Genomic DNA, 15645 nt, shown 5'->3' with positions numbered 1-15645 from the left:
GCTGGCTGCGCAACCAGTCCTTCACACGGGCATGCTCGCTTCAAACCATATTTGCTTCATCTCACATCGTTGAACAAACCTCCCGGGAGTCTGAGGGGTTAGGCGGATTTCAGCTGTGCTCCGGCGGGAATCACGCCATCCTTCAGATAGCGCCACAGCGCAATCGCCAGGCGCCGTGCCACCGCGACGATCGTAATCCGTCGGGCCCGGCGGTTCGGGCCTGTGCCCTCGGTGCGGTGGTTGAACCACTGCGTCAGCGCGCTCGTGGGCTGGTAGCGAATCCAGGACCAGGCCATCTCGACAAGCAGGGCCCGGACCCGCCGGTTGCCCTGTCTGCTGATGCCCTGGTCCACCTGGCTCTCGCCGCTGTCGTAGGGTTGCGGGACGAGGCCCACGCACGCGCCGACCTGACGGCGGTTGCTGAACTCCCGCCAGAACAGTTCCAGCGCCAGTCTTGAGGCCCCAACCTGCCCGATGCCGTTCAGGCGCGTGAGATGACTGATCCGGGTGCGCGCAGGCTCGGGCAGACTGGTCTGGCGCGTCTTCTCGAGTGCCGCCAGTTGCTCCTCAGCCAGTGCGAGCCGTTCACACTCGCGTACGAGCCGTTCGTGGAACTCGGGTGGCAGCGGCGCGCCATCGTGACACCGTACCTCGCCGCGGATGAGGCGGTCGGCGAACTTCCTGCTGCCGACCTCATCCCAGCAACCGAACGTGGCTAGCAGCTTGCGCATACGGTCGCGATGCTGCAGCACTTCCTTTTGTAGTTGTCCGCGATCACGCATCAGATGGCGGGAGGCTTCGTCCTGCAGTGACGGCACGCGGATTACCCGCATGCGGTCGCGTTCGCCGCGCAGCCACCGCACGCAGGTTGATGACCAGTTTGATGGCATCGAGCCGGTCGGTCTTCGCGCGGCGCTTGTGACGCTCAACGGGAATGCTCGCGGGATCGACGACATGACATTCGATCCCGCGAGCCTGCAGCGCGCGATAGATCCAGAATGCGTCCTGGCCGGCTTCGTAGCTGACGACGACCCGCACATCCGCCGGCAGTGCCCACTTCTCCCTGTGTTGGGCAATCAGGGCCAGCACAGCCTGCAGGCGGGATGCGGCTTGTGGCTCCGCCACTGTGTGCACTGCCGGGTTGTCGCGGCGGCCGTCGTGCAGCGCGACCTTCCACTTTGTCGCAGCCAGTTCCAGCGAGACTGCCAGCACAAGCGCTTCGGGATGGGTCGTGTCTGCATGATCTGTGCGCATGATTCTCTCCTTTGAGTAAGATCCACACGGGCTGATTTTATGATCGGCGTGTTTAGTGGCTCCTTCGTGCATAGGATCTAGGAGCTGCTTGAATAGGGAACTATTAACGTAGGGAAACTTATCCTTATAGCCGCGTTTCACGATGCGTTTTCGAGGAACTCGAGGAACGCGTGTCATGGTTGGTCGACCGGGAACTAAGCTGGCGCGAGGATTGAAGTAGCAGCCGTGGCCGCAAACGAAAACGAAGCGCAGCCAGATTACCGGAGGGTAGGAAGCTCACCGCGTGGAGGCGCGCGGCAACAGCTACTGCGGATAGCAAAGGCGAGTGAGCAGCGGACGACAGCCCGTCGCTCAGTCTGGCGAACCCTCGACGTCGAGATCGACTTGCAGCGAGAGCGATCCGACTTCTATAGTGAAAGGGCGTGAGCGATTTGTCGCTTGGAACTCAATTACATAGATGGAGACGAGAATGCGAGTAGAAGGTCGGTGTCTTTGTGGCGATATCGTCTATGAGGCAGAGGTGAAGCCTGGAACCGCTTCAATTTGCCATTGTGCCGACTGCCAGCGTCAGTCGGGTTCCGTCTTCAGGATGAACATACCGGCGCCCGCCGATACATTCCATCTGCTAAGGGGCATGCCCAAGACTTACCTAAAAATCTCGGATCGGGGGAACAAGCGCATCCACGCGTTCTGCGGAACGTGCGGCGGCCCCGTATACTCGTCAGCTGCGGAAAACGTGCAGAGCTATTCGCTGCGGGTGGGGGCGCTAGAGCAGAGATACGAACTTCAGAAGCCTGCCAGGCAGATCTGGACAAAAAGAATGTTCCCTTGGCTTCCCCATATCGAAGGCACACAAGAATTCAGCGGACAGTCATAAAGGATGAAAAATGAGCGTGAAGGGTCGCTGGAGCACTCTATTGATGCCCGGCGGTTTGTCGTGTACGTAGTTGTGACACGACGCTTCACGCCCTAATCATCGATACCAGCGAATCAGGTCGCGGTGCGTGCCGTCGCCGGAAAGAGCAGCGACAACTCATCAATGCGCTTTCCATGTCCAAATTGCCCGCGCATCCGCTCGAAGATAGAGCGCGTCTCATTTGCGATCATCATCGGAGCACCTATTCGACTGGCCAACGAGCATGCTGCCTGGAGATGTGCGGTCGCTTCGTCAATGGATGATTTGCCCGGCCGCTCCCCTTCGATCAGTTCACGAAAGATACTTCTCGACGCAGCACTCCATCCCGAAGAGCCATGGAGAACCTGGGCCATGTCTTCCAGTCGGAGACCATAGCTCAGGCCGGCGGAGATGCATTCGTACGAGACCGCACGGCACTGTGATGCGACAACGCCGGCGAGGGTTTCCGGAAGGCTGGCTTCGTCATTTCCCTGATGTAAAACCGCAGACTCGGGTAGATCACCCGTGATACTCGACCCCGCCATGGATGCAATGATATTGACCATGTCTTCGAGGCGAGCCTGGGGACCTCGCAGATTTCCACCAATCTGCAGAAGACCCTGAGCAATGCCTGTAATCGGCATCGGAGTGTGGTGCTTCATGCCAAGTGAGAGTGCCTGACAGATATCCTTCAGCATCAGGGACAGCGCGAAATCGGTCGACGCCTTTCCTTGTAACAGGGCTGGTAGCATCCGGTCAGTAATCTGGCACTGAGCCTCTCCGTCTGACAGACGACTCACAATTGTTTGGAGCGTCAATCCCGTTTTCCTGCCGAATGCCAGAACCTCAAGCATACCGAGTCGGTTGCCCGCGTTCATTGCGTTGTTGACGGTTTTCATGGCCTGACCGTCCCCCACCCGAGCTCCACAGCGGAAAATCTTGTCGGTGATCGCTCGAAGTGCCGGCTCTGCCCGATCAAGAACCTCGTCGGGCGCCGACACCATGAGGTTTGCGTTTCCTGTGGGAACAACCTGAGGGCTTGCCGATACCGCTGCGTCCATCATCAGCACGCCTGATTTTGAGAGCGCGGCCGCGATTTCCCGCGTTTCCTCCGGAACACCGCTTGTCTGGTCAACCACGATCTTTCCGGGGGTCAAGCCTGCCGCCAGCCCATCCGGTGCAAACACCGCGTTCTTCACATCTGCGCTGCGCGGCAGGCAGAGAAAAACCACGTCAGACCGTTTCGCCAGTTCGGCTGCGGTGGGCGCGACACTCGCACCCAGGTCGGCCAGTTCCCTGACCGCGCTCGCATTAATGTCCCACACCGTGAGTTGATGGCCCTGCAGGAATCGCCGGGCTAGCTGACCCCCGAGCGCCCCTAGCCCAATGTATCCGATATTCATTGTCGCCTCACATGATAGTTTGATAGTAACTGGATCCTGCCTGTCGGGTGCCCTATGCGGCATCCACGACCTCGACGCTCCGACGTCGGCTGTTCAATCGTAACACGCGATCCATTCATCGATATTAGTTGCGATAGTCGGAACCTGAGATCACTGACCGATGTGCAGATCAAAGTGCGTCGCCGCGTGGAAGTCGGTCCACTTTTTCGTGTCTTGAAGGACGTAGTCCCTTACGGATTGGGGGGTGCTAATACCCGGCTCATATCCAAGCTTGTGCATATAGGCGACGGTCTCGGGCATACGCGACACTGTATTGATCGCTCCGTTGAGTTTCTGGATAAGCTCCGCGGGAAGCCCCTTTGGGCCCAGCAGCACGTAGTAAGTGTAAGGGTCAACGGCACCCAGGCCGGCGATCTTCGCCTCACCGAGAGCGGGTACATCGGGCAAGGATGCGACCCGCCGGGTACCCGTAACGGCAAGAGCGCGCACCATCCCACTCTGAATCGATGGGAGCGCCCCTTGAATCGGCGTCATCCCGATCTGTACCGATCCGGAGAGCAGCGCCGTGATGATTTCGGCGTCAGCCTTGAAGGGAATGTGAGTCATGCGTATCCCTGCAAGGCTCGACAGATATTCCATCTGGATGTGGCTCGCCGATCCGATGCCGGAAGAACCAAAGTTCAGCGAGCCGGGATGAGCCTTGCAATAATTCACAAGATCAGAAACATTTGAAACGGGAAGAGACGGACTTGCAACGATCACGCCCGGTGCTTCTCCCACAAGGCCGATGAAGGAAAAGTCTTTTTCTGGATCGTACGGAAGGTCCTTCTGCAAACCGGGATATTGCGAAGCGGCGCTACCGGTGATCAGGAACAGCGTGTACCCGTCCGCCGGTGCGGACTTCAGATTCCGTATTGCAATCATCTGGTATGCGCCTGGGCGGTTCTCAACGTAAACACTCGTCCGCAAAACGTCGCTGAGTTTCGACGCATAGTATCGGGCGATCGTATCTGTGGCGCCTGCGGCGTTGAATCCTACAAGCAGCTTGATTGGGCGAGACGGATAACTGCTTTCGGCGCGCGCGTGCTGCATAGTGAGACCGGCCAGGAAAAACCAGATGAATGCCCCAAGCAGGTGTCCAAACGACTTTGATGTCCAGTTACCACGCATGTTTTCCTCCAATCATGAAATTTCTAACAGAGCGCTTGACTGATGCTGTACAGTGATCATAATGGTACTCGTTCCGGTGACCGAAACGCAACAAGAAAGCAACGTGAGAGGTCTCGCGAGACCGACACGTCGGGCGGTATCAGCCTTGTCGTGTCGCAGGGTCTTAGGGGCGTCTCTCGGATCGGGCCGATACACGCGCCCTCCAGGTCGGTGAGTGCTAAGTAAGGCAACGGATATGGAAATTCGGCAGCTTCGCTATTTCGTACAGGTCGTGCAGAGCGGCAGCATGGGGCGGGCTGCCGTCGAGCTCGATCTCGTCACCTCTGCGTTAAGCCAGCAGATCAGTCGTCTGGAAAGCGAGCTGTCGGTGCGACTCCTGACGCGCAGCAAGAATGGCGTGCAACCTACAAATGCAGGCCTGACTTTCTGGCACAAAGCGCAGCTGATTCTGCGAATCACCGACGATGCGGCCAAAGCGGCGAAGCTGGGCCGTTTATCGGGCGAGGCGTCGGTGGGACTCGCGCCGACTACTTCGGGCGTCCTCGCGTTGCCTTTCCTTCGAGAGATGAAATCTCGATATCCTGATGTCGGGGTTCGCATCGTTGAGAGTCTGTCGGGCAATCTCGAATCATTGCTCGCTTCTCGACAGATCGACGTAGCCATCATCTTCGGAGGAACTCGGGCGAAGAGGCTGCAGACCGCTCCGCTGCTTTCTGAGCGGTTGTATGTGATCTCTGCTGATGAACTGCCAGCGCCTGCAGACTCCGCCGGATATGACATCTCTGAGCTTGGGCAATTTCCCCTCATTCTCCCGAGTAGCCCGCACGGACTCCGATCTCTGGTGGATGGCGCGTTCTCGAAAGCTGGTACGGCGATAAACGTCACTGCAGAAATTGACGGACTCGCAACGCTCATGGAGGCGGTCAGCAATGGCATGGGCGTAACAATTCAACCAGCCGCGGCGCTAGAGCGATGCAAGGGGTCCACGCTTCACACGGTACCGATACTTGCGATGACGCTTAGCCGTGTGAATCTGATCGCGTCTCTCGCAGATGAAGAGTTGACTCCATCCGGCCTCGGGGCTCGTCTCGTTTTGCGCGAGGTGGCCTTAAGGCTGGTTGACGAAGGACGGTGGCGGGGAGTAACGGCGTTTGTCCGATGAGAGCGTATTTCACTGATGAAAGGTGTTCTGACAAGCCCTTTCCAAGTGAGTGTGGTTACGTCTCGCGGCACGCGAAATGAATCGAAAAAATTTGGAGAGGTTACGTGAAAGAGACAATGCGCTCGGTGCAACGCATTCTGGCAGTCTTTGAAAGTTTCAGCGTTGACAGAACAAGTCTCATGCTTCAGGAGATAGCGGACCGCATTGCGCTTCCAAAATCAACCGCGTTCCGTATCGTTCAGAGCCTCGAGAAAGCGGGGTATCTGGTACGCCTTGAGGACCAGCAGTATTGCCTGTCGTTCCAGTTTACGCGTTTGGCAGGGCACGTCCGCAGCACGCTGGGGATCCGGGAAATATCGCGGCCAGTCCTGCTGCAGCTTGCAGATCGCACACGCGAAACGGCCTCTTTGCATACGCTCTCGGGTAGCCACCGAATCTGTATCGACGCGGTGGCAACCGTTGCTGCACCTCTCAGAATGGTCGCGCAACCGGGCGAGCAGGTCCCGATGGTTGCTGGAGCCGGATCGAAGGTTCTGATGGCATTCATGCCTTCAGAGAAACTGTCTGCGATGGTGGTCGAGGTGGCCCGAGCGACAAAAAGGCCTAGGGCCGAGATTGAGAAAGAGTTGCAACAGATCCGCGATCAGGGTTTTTCCGTGTCCCATGGAGAGCGTCTGCTCGGCATTTCGGCAATTTCTGCGCCAATTCGCGATGCGGAGGATCAGGTCAGATACTGTATTTCTGTTGGCGCGCCTACCGTTCGGATGCGGATCAACGAGCATGAAATTGTACAAAGCATCCTGATTGCTGCAGCCGATATCTCGCGCCAGTTCGGCGCCGGAACGGTGGACATGCTGGAGGAGATCCGGTTTCTGGCAAAAGACACAGGAACGATTACGCATCGCATCAGCGACTGAAGCAAATCGATGGATGGTCCTCAAGTTCCGTACATCGGAATCGATGCTGATGAATAAAACCCGTGATAACATGGACTGCATTGGTATGCGGGCGGGAAGGGTGTACTCACGGTGATCCAGCGAACGGCGAAACGCGTTGTAGGGATTCGCTAACGGGCATCGCACGCTCAGAACTGGATTTTTGCTGATAGGAGACCGGCGATGTCGGAGGGAATTTTGGTTGAATATAAGGTCGTTGATGGCGTAGCGCTGATAACGCTTAACAATCCACCGGTGAATGCGCTGGCGCCCGGCATGCGGGAAGACCTGATCGACTCTCTGGAACGTGCGAACGCCGACAATTCGGTGAATGGCATTGTTGTGACCGGAGGTGGGGTCAATTTCGTGGCAGGAGCCGATATCCGGCAATTTGGAAAAGAGCGCAAGGTTTCTTCGTCAGTCAGCACTGCCGCACTTGACGCCAGTCACAAACCCGTCGTGGCTGCAATCCGCGGTTACGCACTCGGCGCGGGGCTCGAGCATGCACTCGCATGCCATTATCGATTCGCCACTTCGGACCGCAAAGCTAGGCCTGCCCGAAGTGAAAATCGGCCTTATCCCTGCCGGAGGAGGAACGCAACGCCTCACGCGGCTTGTGGGGCCGCAAGCGGCGATCGATATCATTGTCAGTGGTCGTCACGTTTCTGCGAAGAATGCTCTGGAGATGGGACTGATCGACCGGATCGTCGTCGACGATCGCCTCGTCACCGAAGCCATCCATTTTGTGAAAGGCCTGCCGGAAGGTCAGGGCTTACGCCGCGTTCGTGACATGACCGAGCGGATCGAGCACGCGAAAGCCCGACCGCAGGAGTGGAAAGTGAAGCGCGATGAAGCCGCAGCGAGGGCTCGATTTGTGAAGGCACCGCACAGCGCGTTGGCCTGTATCGAGATGGCGGTGAACAGGTCGTTCGAGGAAGGCCTTGCGCTCGAGCAGACGCTGTTCTCTCTGCTCGAAGGTTCAGACGAGGCAAAGGCGCTCCGGTACGCATTCTTTTCGGAACGCGAGGCTGCCAAGATTCCCGGCACGCCTGAACATTACAAGCCTGCGGCGGTTCGCAGTGCTGCGGTGATCGGGGCAGGAACGATGGGTGGAGGGATTGCCATCTGTTTCGCTGACGCTCATGTTCCAGTGAAGGTGCTCGACTCGAGTCAGGAGTCACTTGATCGCGGGATGCAGAAGATCAGGGACACTTATGCGACGAGGGTGCGACGAGGCAGTCTGACGCAAGGCGAGATGGACGAAAGCCTCGCGTACATCAAGCCTGTGATGGACTATGAACAAATGGGTGAAGCAGATGTAGTGATTGAAGCGGTTTTCGAGCGCATTGATCTGAAGAAGGAAGTCTTCGCAAAGATCGATGGCGTGATGAAGGAGGGCGCGCTGCTGCTGACCAACTCGTCGGCGATCGACATCGATACGATGGCGAACGTGACGCGCCGGCCAGCGGACGTGGCGGGAGCACACTTCTTCGCTCCAGCGAACGTCATGAAATTGTGTGAAGTGGTGAGAGGGGCCAGTAGCTCTGTCGAGACCATCCTGCGTACCGCCAAGCTCGGACGTGACCTGAAGAAGGTGAGTGTAGTTGCAGGATCGTGCGACGGTTTTGCCGCGAACCGCAGTCGTGCGCCGTTGGTCACCGAGGCGATGCTGTTGCTGGAAGAAGGTGCTCGCCCAGATCAGATCGATCATGTCATGAAGGCTTTCGGCTATCCGATGGGGCCGTTCGCGGTCAGCGATCTGTCGGGTCTCGACGTCAGCTACGACACCCGGAAACGCCGGGCGGCGGCGGACCCAACCTATCGCAAACTGCATGTGCCTGACAGGATGGTTGAGCTTGGTCGTAAAGGGCAGAAAAATGGCACTGGATGGTACCGTTACAACCCTGGCGACCGGAAGCCGATCGTCGATCCGGAGGTTGACGCGATCATTGCAAGCGTCGCGCGCGAACTCGGGGTCGAGCAGCGGCAATTCTCGGACGCAGAAATTCTTCAGCGCCTACTCTTCGCATCCGTCAACGAGGTCTGCAAGATTCTCGAGGATGGAAAAGCGTACCGCGCAAGCGACGTTGACGTAATGTGGTTGTACGGATTCGGCTTCCCGCGCCACCGCGGCGGGCTGATGTATTGGGCGGACACGATCGGCGCGAGCACGGTTGGTCAGCAAGTCGAGGCGTGGCACGAGCAGTTCGGCAAACGCTGGAAGCCCGGCCGCCTGCTGCTGGACGCGGCGGCGGCGGGGTCGCAATTGCGCGAGCTACGAGCGCCGGGAATCTGACACTAACTGGCCAACGACCTTCGATTTTTGAGTCCACAGGATCGAAGGTTCCTTTCGCCCGATCGTAAGCGTCATTTGAAGGCCGTATCGACATCGACGTTGAGAGTGTCCAAAGTGATGCCCATCACTTCGAGTAGTGGGGACCACTTTGATGACAGAGATCGACTGTGCCGGGAGCCGCAAGGGGCGGCCGAATTACGCGCCTGAATTCAGGCGTGAAGTTGCGATGGCAGCGTGCGAGCCGGGCATCTCGGTGGCAAAGCTCGCGCAGTCGCACGGTCTGAATCCGAACATGGTGTTCAAGTGGCGCAGGCAGTACCGTGCTGGTCTGCTGGACAACAGGGCGGTGAGCGAGACGGCAGTGTTCGTTCCGGTGGCGATGTCGCCGGATGATTCGATGGCGGTTTCGTCGCTACCGGTGCCGACAGCGCAATTGCCATTGCGCGCACAGGAAGCCGCGACTTCAGGTATCGAGATCGAGCTCGATGGCGCACGCGTGCGAGTGAGCGGGAAGGTAGACCCAGCCCAGCTGCGACTGGTGCTGCATTGCCTGAGGCCGGCATGATCGCGCTGCCGACCGGCACCCGCATCTGGCTCGCCGCAGGCGTCACCGACATGCGCCGTGGCATGGATGGTCTGGCTGCACTGGCGCAGGTGGCCCTTGAGCAAGACCCGTTCTCGGGCCACGTGTTTGCCTTCCGTGGTCGCCGGGGCGATCTGGTGAAACTGCTGTGGTGGAGTGGCGATGGAATGAACCTGTACGTCAAGCGCCTGGAGCGAGGCCGTTTTATCTGGCCGCAGGCCGACGCGGGATGCATCCATCTGTCGGCGGCACAACTGTCGATGCTGCTCGAAGGCATCGACTGGCGACGCCCCGAACGGACGTGGAAGCCCACATGCGCCGCGTAAATTTGCTCCCACTTCTGAACGTGCCTGGTAAACTCCCAGACATGCCAGTCAACCGACTCCCCGACGACATCGACACACTCAAGCGCATGCTTGTTTCGCGCGAAGAAACCATCGCGCGCCTGCTCGCCGAGATCTCGCGTCTGAAGCGCTGGCAGTACGGGCGCTCGTCGGAACGCATGGCAGAACTGACGGGACAATTGCAGCTCGCACTGGGTGACGGGACACTGCCGCAACAGGGTGCCGTGCCGGCATCGGCGCCAGAAGCGGCGTCGGATGAACCCGCAGACACGACAGCGCCGGTGGTTCCACTGCGCCGCCGCTCGCGCGAATTCCCTGCGCACCTGCCACGCGAGGTGGTGGAGCACAGGCCACAGGGCTGCGACTGCCCCGAATGCGGTGGCCGGCTGCGCAAGCTGGGTGAAGACGCCTCCGAGATGCTGGACTACGTGCCGGGGTACTTCCGGGTGATTCGCCATGTGCGCCCCCGGCTGAGCTGCAGCCGTTGTGCGAAGGTCGTCCAGGAGGCGGCGCCGTCGCGCCCGATCGCACGCGGCATGGCCGCAGCCGGCCTGCTGGCGCAGGTGGTGGTTGCCAAGTACGCTGACCATATGCCGTTATACCGGCAGGCAGGAATCTATCGCCGTACCGGCATTGAACTCGACCGTGCCACGCTGGCCTCGTGGGTTCGCGAGTCCGCCGCACTGCTGCAGCCGCTGGCGGATGCCGTTGGCCGGTATGTGCGTGAGGCGCAAAAAATCCATACGGATGACACGCCCGTCCCGGTGCTGGAACCCGGACGCGGCAAGACGCGTACGGCGCGGTTGTGGACGTACGTACGCGATGACCGGCCGGCGGGCAGCCGGGCACCCCCGGCGGTCTGGTACCAGTACTCGCCCGACCGCAAGGGAGAGCGACCCCGTACGCATCTGCAGGGATGGTCAGGCATCCTGCAGGCGGATGCCTATAGTGGCTACGATGCGCTGTACCGCGATGGCTCGATCATCGAGGCAGCGTGCTGGGCGCATGTGCGGCGTAAGTTCTACGACCTGTACGAACTGGAGCGTTCGCCAGTGGCGCAGGAGGCACTCAGCCGCATCGCAGCCCTGTATGCCATCGAGCGCGAGGTGCGCGGCCGCAAGCCGGAGGTCCGGCGGTCGGTGCGCATGGCGCGGGCATTGCCGCTCGCAGGTGCACTGAAGGACTGGCTGGAACATACGCTCGCGCAGGTCTCGGCGAAGTCAGGCCTTGGCAAGGCGATCCGGTATGCGCTGGGGAACTGGCCGGTGCTGGTGCGCTACTGTGAAGACGGACGCATCGAGATAGATAACAACACCGCGGAGCGATCGATCAGGCCGCTGGTTCTCGGCAGGCGCAACTATCTGTTCGCCGGTTCTGACGGCGGTGGACAGAGTGCGGCGGTCATCTACAGCCTGATCGGCACGGCACGCCTGAATGGCATCGAACCGTATGCATATCTGCGTACGGTGTTCGAGCGCATTGCCGATCATCCCATCAACCGGATTGACGAGTTGCTGCCGTGGCATTTGATGCCGGTGGAGCAGCCGGTCCAGCAGGCTGCGTGACGATGGCATCGACTCGCAAACCCGCGTTGCGCGCGGTCAATTCACAGGTCCCGGTCTACCAGCTGCACATCGAGCTGAAGTATCTGAAGCCGGCGGTCTGGAGGCGGGTGCTGGTCCCTGCCTCGATCAGGCTGCCGAAGCTGCATGTCGTGCTGCTGTGGGCGATGGGCTGGGATGGCGGCCACCTGCACGAATTCGTGTTCGGCGACACCAACTACGGGGTGCCCGATCCGGACTTCCCGAGTGACCCGCCGATGCTCAACGAGGCGCGGGTGAACCTGGGCCGTGCGCTCGGTGCGCTGAAGTCATTCACCTACATCTACGATTACGGTGACAACTGGCAGCATCGCCTGAAGGTCGAGAAGGTCTTGCCACCTGACCCTCAGCTGCGCTCGCCCCTCTGCCTGGACGGCCGCAATGCCTGTCCACCGGAAGATGTTGGCGGCGTACCCGGCTACATCGAGTTCCTCGACGCGATCATCGATCCGGCTCATGACGAACACCAGCGGTTGCTCGACTGGTGCGGCGGTAGTTTCGATCCTGCTGCCTTTGACCTCCAGAGCGTCAACGAACGCCTCTTCGAAATCAAATTCTGATCGTCAAGGCGGCCTTCAAATGTCGCTTACGCCCGATCCCCATTTTTCCTCTGCAATCCATGGCGCGTGTTTTGGCGCGCTGGCTGTTAGTCGGCTCACGTTTAATACCGTTGTGAGTGTTGTCATCCAGAACGGGAAAACCCCCGGTGACAGGCTTCGTGTCTCCGGGGGGGCAGCCTCAGGATCGACTGCCGCGTCAATCGCTATTTTCTTCGCGCGGATACTGCAGGACCAGCGCCTCGAGTCCCTTCTCGCCTGAACGGATCGTGAACTTTTCTTCGGTTGGTTCGACGACGACCATGGACCAGAGCGGAAGTTCTTCGTCGTTGTGCAGGAGGCTGCCGTTGCCAACAAATACATAATACCCGGCTGCGGCCTTCGGGTCGGGGCCTTCGACGCTCTGGCCGGCGCCAAGTCGCACGATCTGTGCGTGCATGCCGTCCGAGTCATCCTTCAGAAGCGTTTCCCAAACCGGCTCGGCCCGATCCTTCAGCACCGGCTCGATTGAGAAGCGCACGCGCTCCGATGTCAGATGACGGCGCTTGCTCGGCTTCAGCCGGTCCCGATACCCTTCCTTGTTCAGATACACCGGTTCGGAATTGCCGGTGTACATCCGCATTGCAACAAACGACAGACCTTGGGGGCCTGCGACGATCGGACCGTAAGCGGTGTGGTGGTCCTTGAACTGCACGGTCAGCGGCTCAAGCGGCTGTTGCTTGTTTCCGAGCGTCCCTGAGCCGGCGATGAACATCTGGAACATTGTCACGCCGTGAAAATGCGAAACCACCGACTCGTGCGGTTGCAACTCCGACATGGTTGCCTGTGGCCCCGAGGCCGTGGTGTTCGAACTGCGAGGACCAAAAAACACCGTTCCCCAATGCTGGTTTCCGGTGCCCGGTGAAACTACGACGTTTCTCCTGGAAAGAGCGTCGGCGCCGCTTCGTGTGTAGATCATTCAAAGTCTCCTTGAATCTGCCATCGATCCGCAGATCGCTCTGCGATGGTTGTTGCGTTCGCCGGCATGTGGCAAACCACGATTGGGATCGTAGCACGAGTTTTGATTGCCAGCACAGATTCCGGTCAGTGAAACTCATGCGGAAGGTTCCGGTCTGTCGGGCAAACCCGCTCATCAGATTTAGAGTTCCACTGATAGAAACCGATTCCAGTTGTGTTGACGTCGACGACCATGAGGTCTAAAGTCAGGATCATTGGATCGCTCAACGAAAGCAGGGAGCGGCTGCGAAAGGATCGCTCTCACGCAGAGCAAGCATATTTAGGTACAACCAGATGGAGACGGATCAGACGATGAATGATTTCAAATTTCTGCTCGAACCGCGGTCAATCGCGGTCGTCGGGGTTTCGGAAGACGCGGGGCGCCCCGGTTCGCAAGCTGTTCGTGCGCTCGTCGAGAATGGATACGAGGGACAAATCTATCCGGTCAATCCGAAGTATGCGGAGTTTGACGGCCTCAAGTGCTACGGCGCAGTAAGCGACATAGATGCACCGATCGACCTCGTCGTGATCGGTGTGCCGGCCAAAGGCGTTATTCCAGTTCTCAAGGCGTGTGCCGAAATGTCCATTTCTTATGTCGTGGTTCTGAGCGGGGGTTTTCGCGAGAGCGGCCCTGAAGGTGTCGAGCGCGAACGTGAGATGCTGCAAATCGCGATCGATGCTGGAATTCGTATCATCGGCCCGAACTGTCTGGGCTTCGCAAACATTCATTCGCAGGTTTTCGCTGCGTTTGGGAGTATCACCCGGGAGCCTAAGCTGAAGAAGGGCGGTGTTTCGCTCGTGACCCAGAGTGGTGGCTTCGGATACAGTCTCGCGCTCGCATGCGCTGAGGCGGACATCGGCTTTCGCCACGTCATTGCCACCGGCAATGAGACGGACGTGGACACCGTGCAGCTGATCGATGCACTGCTAAACGATCAGGAGACCCAGATCATCCTTGCCTACATCGAAGGTACGAAGGATGGCCGGTCGCTGCTTGACGTGGGCAGACGCGCACTTGCAGCCGGCAAGCCGGTGCTGCTTTGGAAGGGCGGGGTGACCGAAGAGGGCGCTCGGGCAGCCGCATCGCATACCGCAAGTATGACCGGCAGCTACGATTTCTATCGCGCGCTTTTCAAACAGACTGGTATCGTCGAAGTCAGGGAAATCCACGAGGCTGTCGATTTTCTGAAGGCTTTCACGGGAAAAAAATATCCGAGCGGTGGCGGGATGGCAGTCATGGGCGTCTCCGGTGGCTCGGCAATCGTCTTTGCTGACGCTGGCGAACCCGAGGGGCTGTACCTTGCGAATCTTGCAGAAAATACTGAAAGGCTGCTCGCCGAGGTGGTGCCGAACATTGGAGCCGTGCATAACCCGATCGACCTGACGGCTGGCTATTTTTCCGCAAGCAACCGTGACAAGCTGCGCACCGCGATCGAGGCAACACTTGCTGATCCCGGAGTCGACGCCCTTTGCGTGAACCTGGCTACGACCGGCAGTGCGGGGAGTACTGCTGCGGCCGAGGTGATTGCTGATGTCGCAAAGGGTTCGGCAAAGCCTGTCTGCGTATTCTCGTCCGCGCCTCGCGACCAGATCGCTGATGCCAGCCGGTTGCTGGACGCTGCAACCGTGCCTCTCTTCCCTTCACCGTCACGCGCTGCGAAAGCGTTGGCAATGCTTGCGCGCTATGGCAGCGCGCGCAAGCAGGCGGGCACTTCTAGGCATGAAGTCCGAGGGACCGCCCAGTCACCGGAGGCTGCCCTTTCGGGCACGGGGGGCAAATTGTCCGAAGCGCAATCGAAGGACATCCTGTCGCGCGCAGGTATTCCTGTTACTCGCGATGTGCTGTTGACCGACGTCGGCGGCAGCTTGCCGGACCAGTTGTCATGGCCAGTCGTTGTAAAGATCGTATCGCCTGATATCGCTCATAAGACTGAGATTGGCGGCGTCAAGGTCGGAATCCGTGACGAGATTGAACTTGAGTCGGCTATCACGGAGGTTCGCGCGAACGCGCAGGCGCATGCGCCCGACGCCCGAATTGAAGGCGTCATGGTCTCCCAGATGGTGAAGGACGGTTTCGAGCTGATCGCGGGCGTAGTGAACGACGAAGTGTTCGGCCCGGTCGTGGTGGTTGGGGCTGGCGGGATTTACGCCGAGCTGATGCGTGACTCGTCCTGTCGTCTCGCACCCTTCGATGAAGCGGTCGCGAGGCAGATGCTGGACGAGCTGCGATGCCGTCCGATTCTCGACGGAGCTCGAGGTAAACCGGCGCTCGACGTCGAGGCCACGGCGAAAGCGCTGGCAGCTCTTTCGCGGTTCGCGTGGGAGTATCGCGATGCCGTGTCCGAAATCGACGTCAACCCGCTTTTCGTGCTGCCTGACGGAGTTCTGGCTGCCGACGCGCTGATCGTGCCTGCACAGGCTCGCGCGTGGGTGGGCCATTGAACGGACG

Annotated in this window: 12 protein-coding genes and 2 pseudogenes; 10 read left to right on the top strand and 4 right to left on the bottom strand. The window is 59.4% G+C overall.

Annotation, left to right across the window (positions count from 1 at the left end):
- Nucleotides 1-98: 98 nt before the first annotated feature.
- Nucleotides 99-1254 (bottom strand): annotated as a pseudogene (locus tag OKW40_RS08930) (IS110 family transposase).
- Between the two features lie 457 nt (nucleotides 1255-1711).
- On the opposite strand from OKW40_RS08930, the gene OKW40_RS08925 reads away from it, so the two are divergent.
- The gene (locus tag OKW40_RS08925; RefSeq protein ID WP_429489344.1) at nucleotides 1712-2131 is read left to right on the top strand and encodes a GFA family protein; all 420 of its coding nucleotides are present in this window, start codon (nucleotides 1712-1714) and stop codon (nucleotides 2129-2131) included.
- Between the two features lie 113 nt (nucleotides 2132-2244).
- On the opposite strand, the gene OKW40_RS08920 is transcribed toward OKW40_RS08925, so the two are convergent.
- Entirely contained in the window at nucleotides 2245-3552 is a 1308-nt protein-coding gene (locus tag OKW40_RS08920; RefSeq protein WP_429489342.1) for an NAD-binding protein, read from the bottom strand.
- 150 nt (nucleotides 3553-3702) lie between these two features.
- Nucleotides 3703-4722 (bottom strand): Bug family tripartite tricarboxylate transporter substrate binding protein, encoded by a 1020-nt coding sequence (locus OKW40_RS08915; RefSeq protein ID WP_429489340.1) that lies wholly within the window; start codon nucleotides 4720-4722, stop codon nucleotides 3703-3705.
- 235 nt (nucleotides 4723-4957) lie between these two features.
- On the opposite strand from OKW40_RS08915, the gene OKW40_RS08910 reads away from it, so the two are divergent.
- From OKW40_RS08910 to OKW40_RS08875, 8 genes and pseudogenes are all read left to right on the top strand, one after another.
- Entirely contained in the window at nucleotides 4958-5884 is a 927-nt protein-coding gene (locus tag OKW40_RS08910; protein WP_429489338.1) for a LysR substrate-binding domain-containing protein, read from the top strand.
- A 104-nt stretch (nucleotides 5885-5988) separates the two neighbouring features.
- The gene (locus tag OKW40_RS08905) at nucleotides 5989-6801 is read left to right on the top strand and encodes an IclR family transcriptional regulator (protein WP_429489337.1); all 813 of its coding nucleotides are present in this window, start codon (nucleotides 5989-5991) and stop codon (nucleotides 6799-6801) included.
- A 201-nt stretch (nucleotides 6802-7002) separates the two neighbouring features.
- Nucleotides 7003-7299 (top strand): annotated as a pseudogene (locus OKW40_RS08900) (enoyl-CoA hydratase/isomerase family protein); the annotation flags it as partial.
- Between the two features lie 22 nt (nucleotides 7300-7321).
- Entirely contained in the window at nucleotides 7322-9115 is a 1794-nt protein-coding gene (locus tag OKW40_RS08895; protein WP_429489335.1) for a 3-hydroxyacyl-CoA dehydrogenase NAD-binding domain-containing protein, read from the top strand.
- Nucleotides 9116-9266: 151 nt separating this feature from the next.
- Nucleotides 9267-9680, top strand: a complete 414-nt coding sequence (tnpA, locus tag OKW40_RS08890) for an IS66-like element accessory protein TnpA (RefSeq protein WP_429488551.1) — start codon at nucleotides 9267-9269, stop codon at nucleotides 9678-9680.
- Nucleotides 9677-10024 carry an IS66 family insertion sequence element accessory protein TnpB gene (tnpB, locus tag OKW40_RS08885; RefSeq protein WP_090801994.1) on the top strand — a complete coding sequence of 116 codons (348 nt, stop codon included), beginning with the start codon at nucleotides 9677-9679 and terminating at the stop codon, nucleotides 10022-10024. The genes tnpA and tnpB overlap by 4 nt, the downstream gene beginning before the upstream one ends.
- A 41-nt stretch (nucleotides 10025-10065) precedes the next feature.
- Nucleotides 10066-11607: an IS66 family transposase gene (gene tnpC, locus OKW40_RS08880; protein WP_429488549.1), complete on the top strand. Its 1542-nt coding sequence runs from the start codon at nucleotides 10066-10068 to the stop codon at nucleotides 11605-11607.
- 2 nt (nucleotides 11608-11609) lie between these two features.
- Nucleotides 11610-12203: a plasmid pRiA4b ORF-3 family protein gene (locus tag OKW40_RS08875; protein WP_429488547.1), complete on the top strand. Its 594-nt coding sequence runs from the start codon at nucleotides 11610-11612 to the stop codon at nucleotides 12201-12203.
- A gap of 196 nt (nucleotides 12204-12399) precedes the next feature.
- Here the strand turns inward: OKW40_RS08875 and OKW40_RS08870 are convergent, their stop codons facing one another.
- On the bottom strand, nucleotides 12400-13158 hold the full coding sequence (locus tag OKW40_RS08870; RefSeq protein ID WP_429489333.1) for a hypothetical protein: 759 nt from the start codon (nucleotides 13156-13158) through the stop codon (nucleotides 12400-12402).
- A 350-nt stretch (nucleotides 13159-13508) separates the two neighbouring features.
- Between OKW40_RS08870 and OKW40_RS08865 the strand changes: the two genes are divergently transcribed.
- The gene (locus OKW40_RS08865; protein ID WP_429489331.1) at nucleotides 13509-15638 is read left to right on the top strand and encodes an acetate--CoA ligase family protein; all 2130 of its coding nucleotides are present in this window, start codon (nucleotides 13509-13511) and stop codon (nucleotides 15636-15638) included.
- Nucleotides 15639-15645 lie beyond the last annotated feature (7 nt).

The sequence above is a fragment of the Paraburkholderia sp. RAU6.4a genome (genome assembly GCF_050435625.1).
Taxonomy (GTDB): Bacteria; Pseudomonadota; Gammaproteobacteria; order Burkholderiales; family Burkholderiaceae; genus Paraburkholderia; species Paraburkholderia tuberum.
Note: the sequence above shows the minus strand (reverse complement) of the source record. Positions and strands in the feature narration are given on the sequence as shown.

Bases quoted from the DNA above. Each gene is read 5' to 3' on its own strand.
- OKW40_RS08925 (WP_429489344.1), top strand. From the start codon at position 1,712: ATGGAGACGAGAATGCGAGTAGAAGGTCGGTGTCTTTGTGGCGATATC.
- OKW40_RS08920 (WP_429489342.1), bottom strand. From the start codon at position 3,552: ATGAATATCGGATACATTGGGCTAGGGGCGCTCGGGGGTCAGCTAGCC.
- OKW40_RS08915 (WP_429489340.1), bottom strand. From the start codon at position 4,722: ATGCGTGGTAACTGGACATCAAAGTCGTTTGGACACCTGCTTGGGGCA.
- OKW40_RS08910 (WP_429489338.1), top strand. From the start codon at position 4,958: ATGGAAATTCGGCAGCTTCGCTATTTCGTACAGGTCGTGCAGAGCGGC.
- OKW40_RS08895 (WP_429489335.1), top strand. From the start codon at position 7,322: ATGCACTCGCATGCCATTATCGATTCGCCACTTCGGACCGCAAAGCTA.
- tnpA (WP_429488551.1), top strand. From the start codon at position 9,267: ATGACAGAGATCGACTGTGCCGGGAGCCGCAAGGGGCGGCCGAATTAC.
- tnpB (WP_090801994.1), top strand. From the start codon at position 9,677: ATGATCGCGCTGCCGACCGGCACCCGCATCTGGCTCGCCGCAGGCGTC.
- tnpC (WP_429488549.1), top strand. From the start codon at position 10,066: ATGCCAGTCAACCGACTCCCCGACGACATCGACACACTCAAGCGCATG.
- OKW40_RS08875 (WP_429488547.1), top strand. From the start codon at position 11,610: ATGGCATCGACTCGCAAACCCGCGTTGCGCGCGGTCAATTCACAGGTC.
- OKW40_RS08870 (WP_429489333.1), bottom strand. From the start codon at position 13,158: ATGATCTACACACGAAGCGGCGCCGACGCTCTTTCCAGGAGAAACGTC.
- OKW40_RS08865 (WP_429489331.1), top strand. From the start codon at position 13,509: ATGAATGATTTCAAATTTCTGCTCGAACCGCGGTCAATCGCGGTCGTC.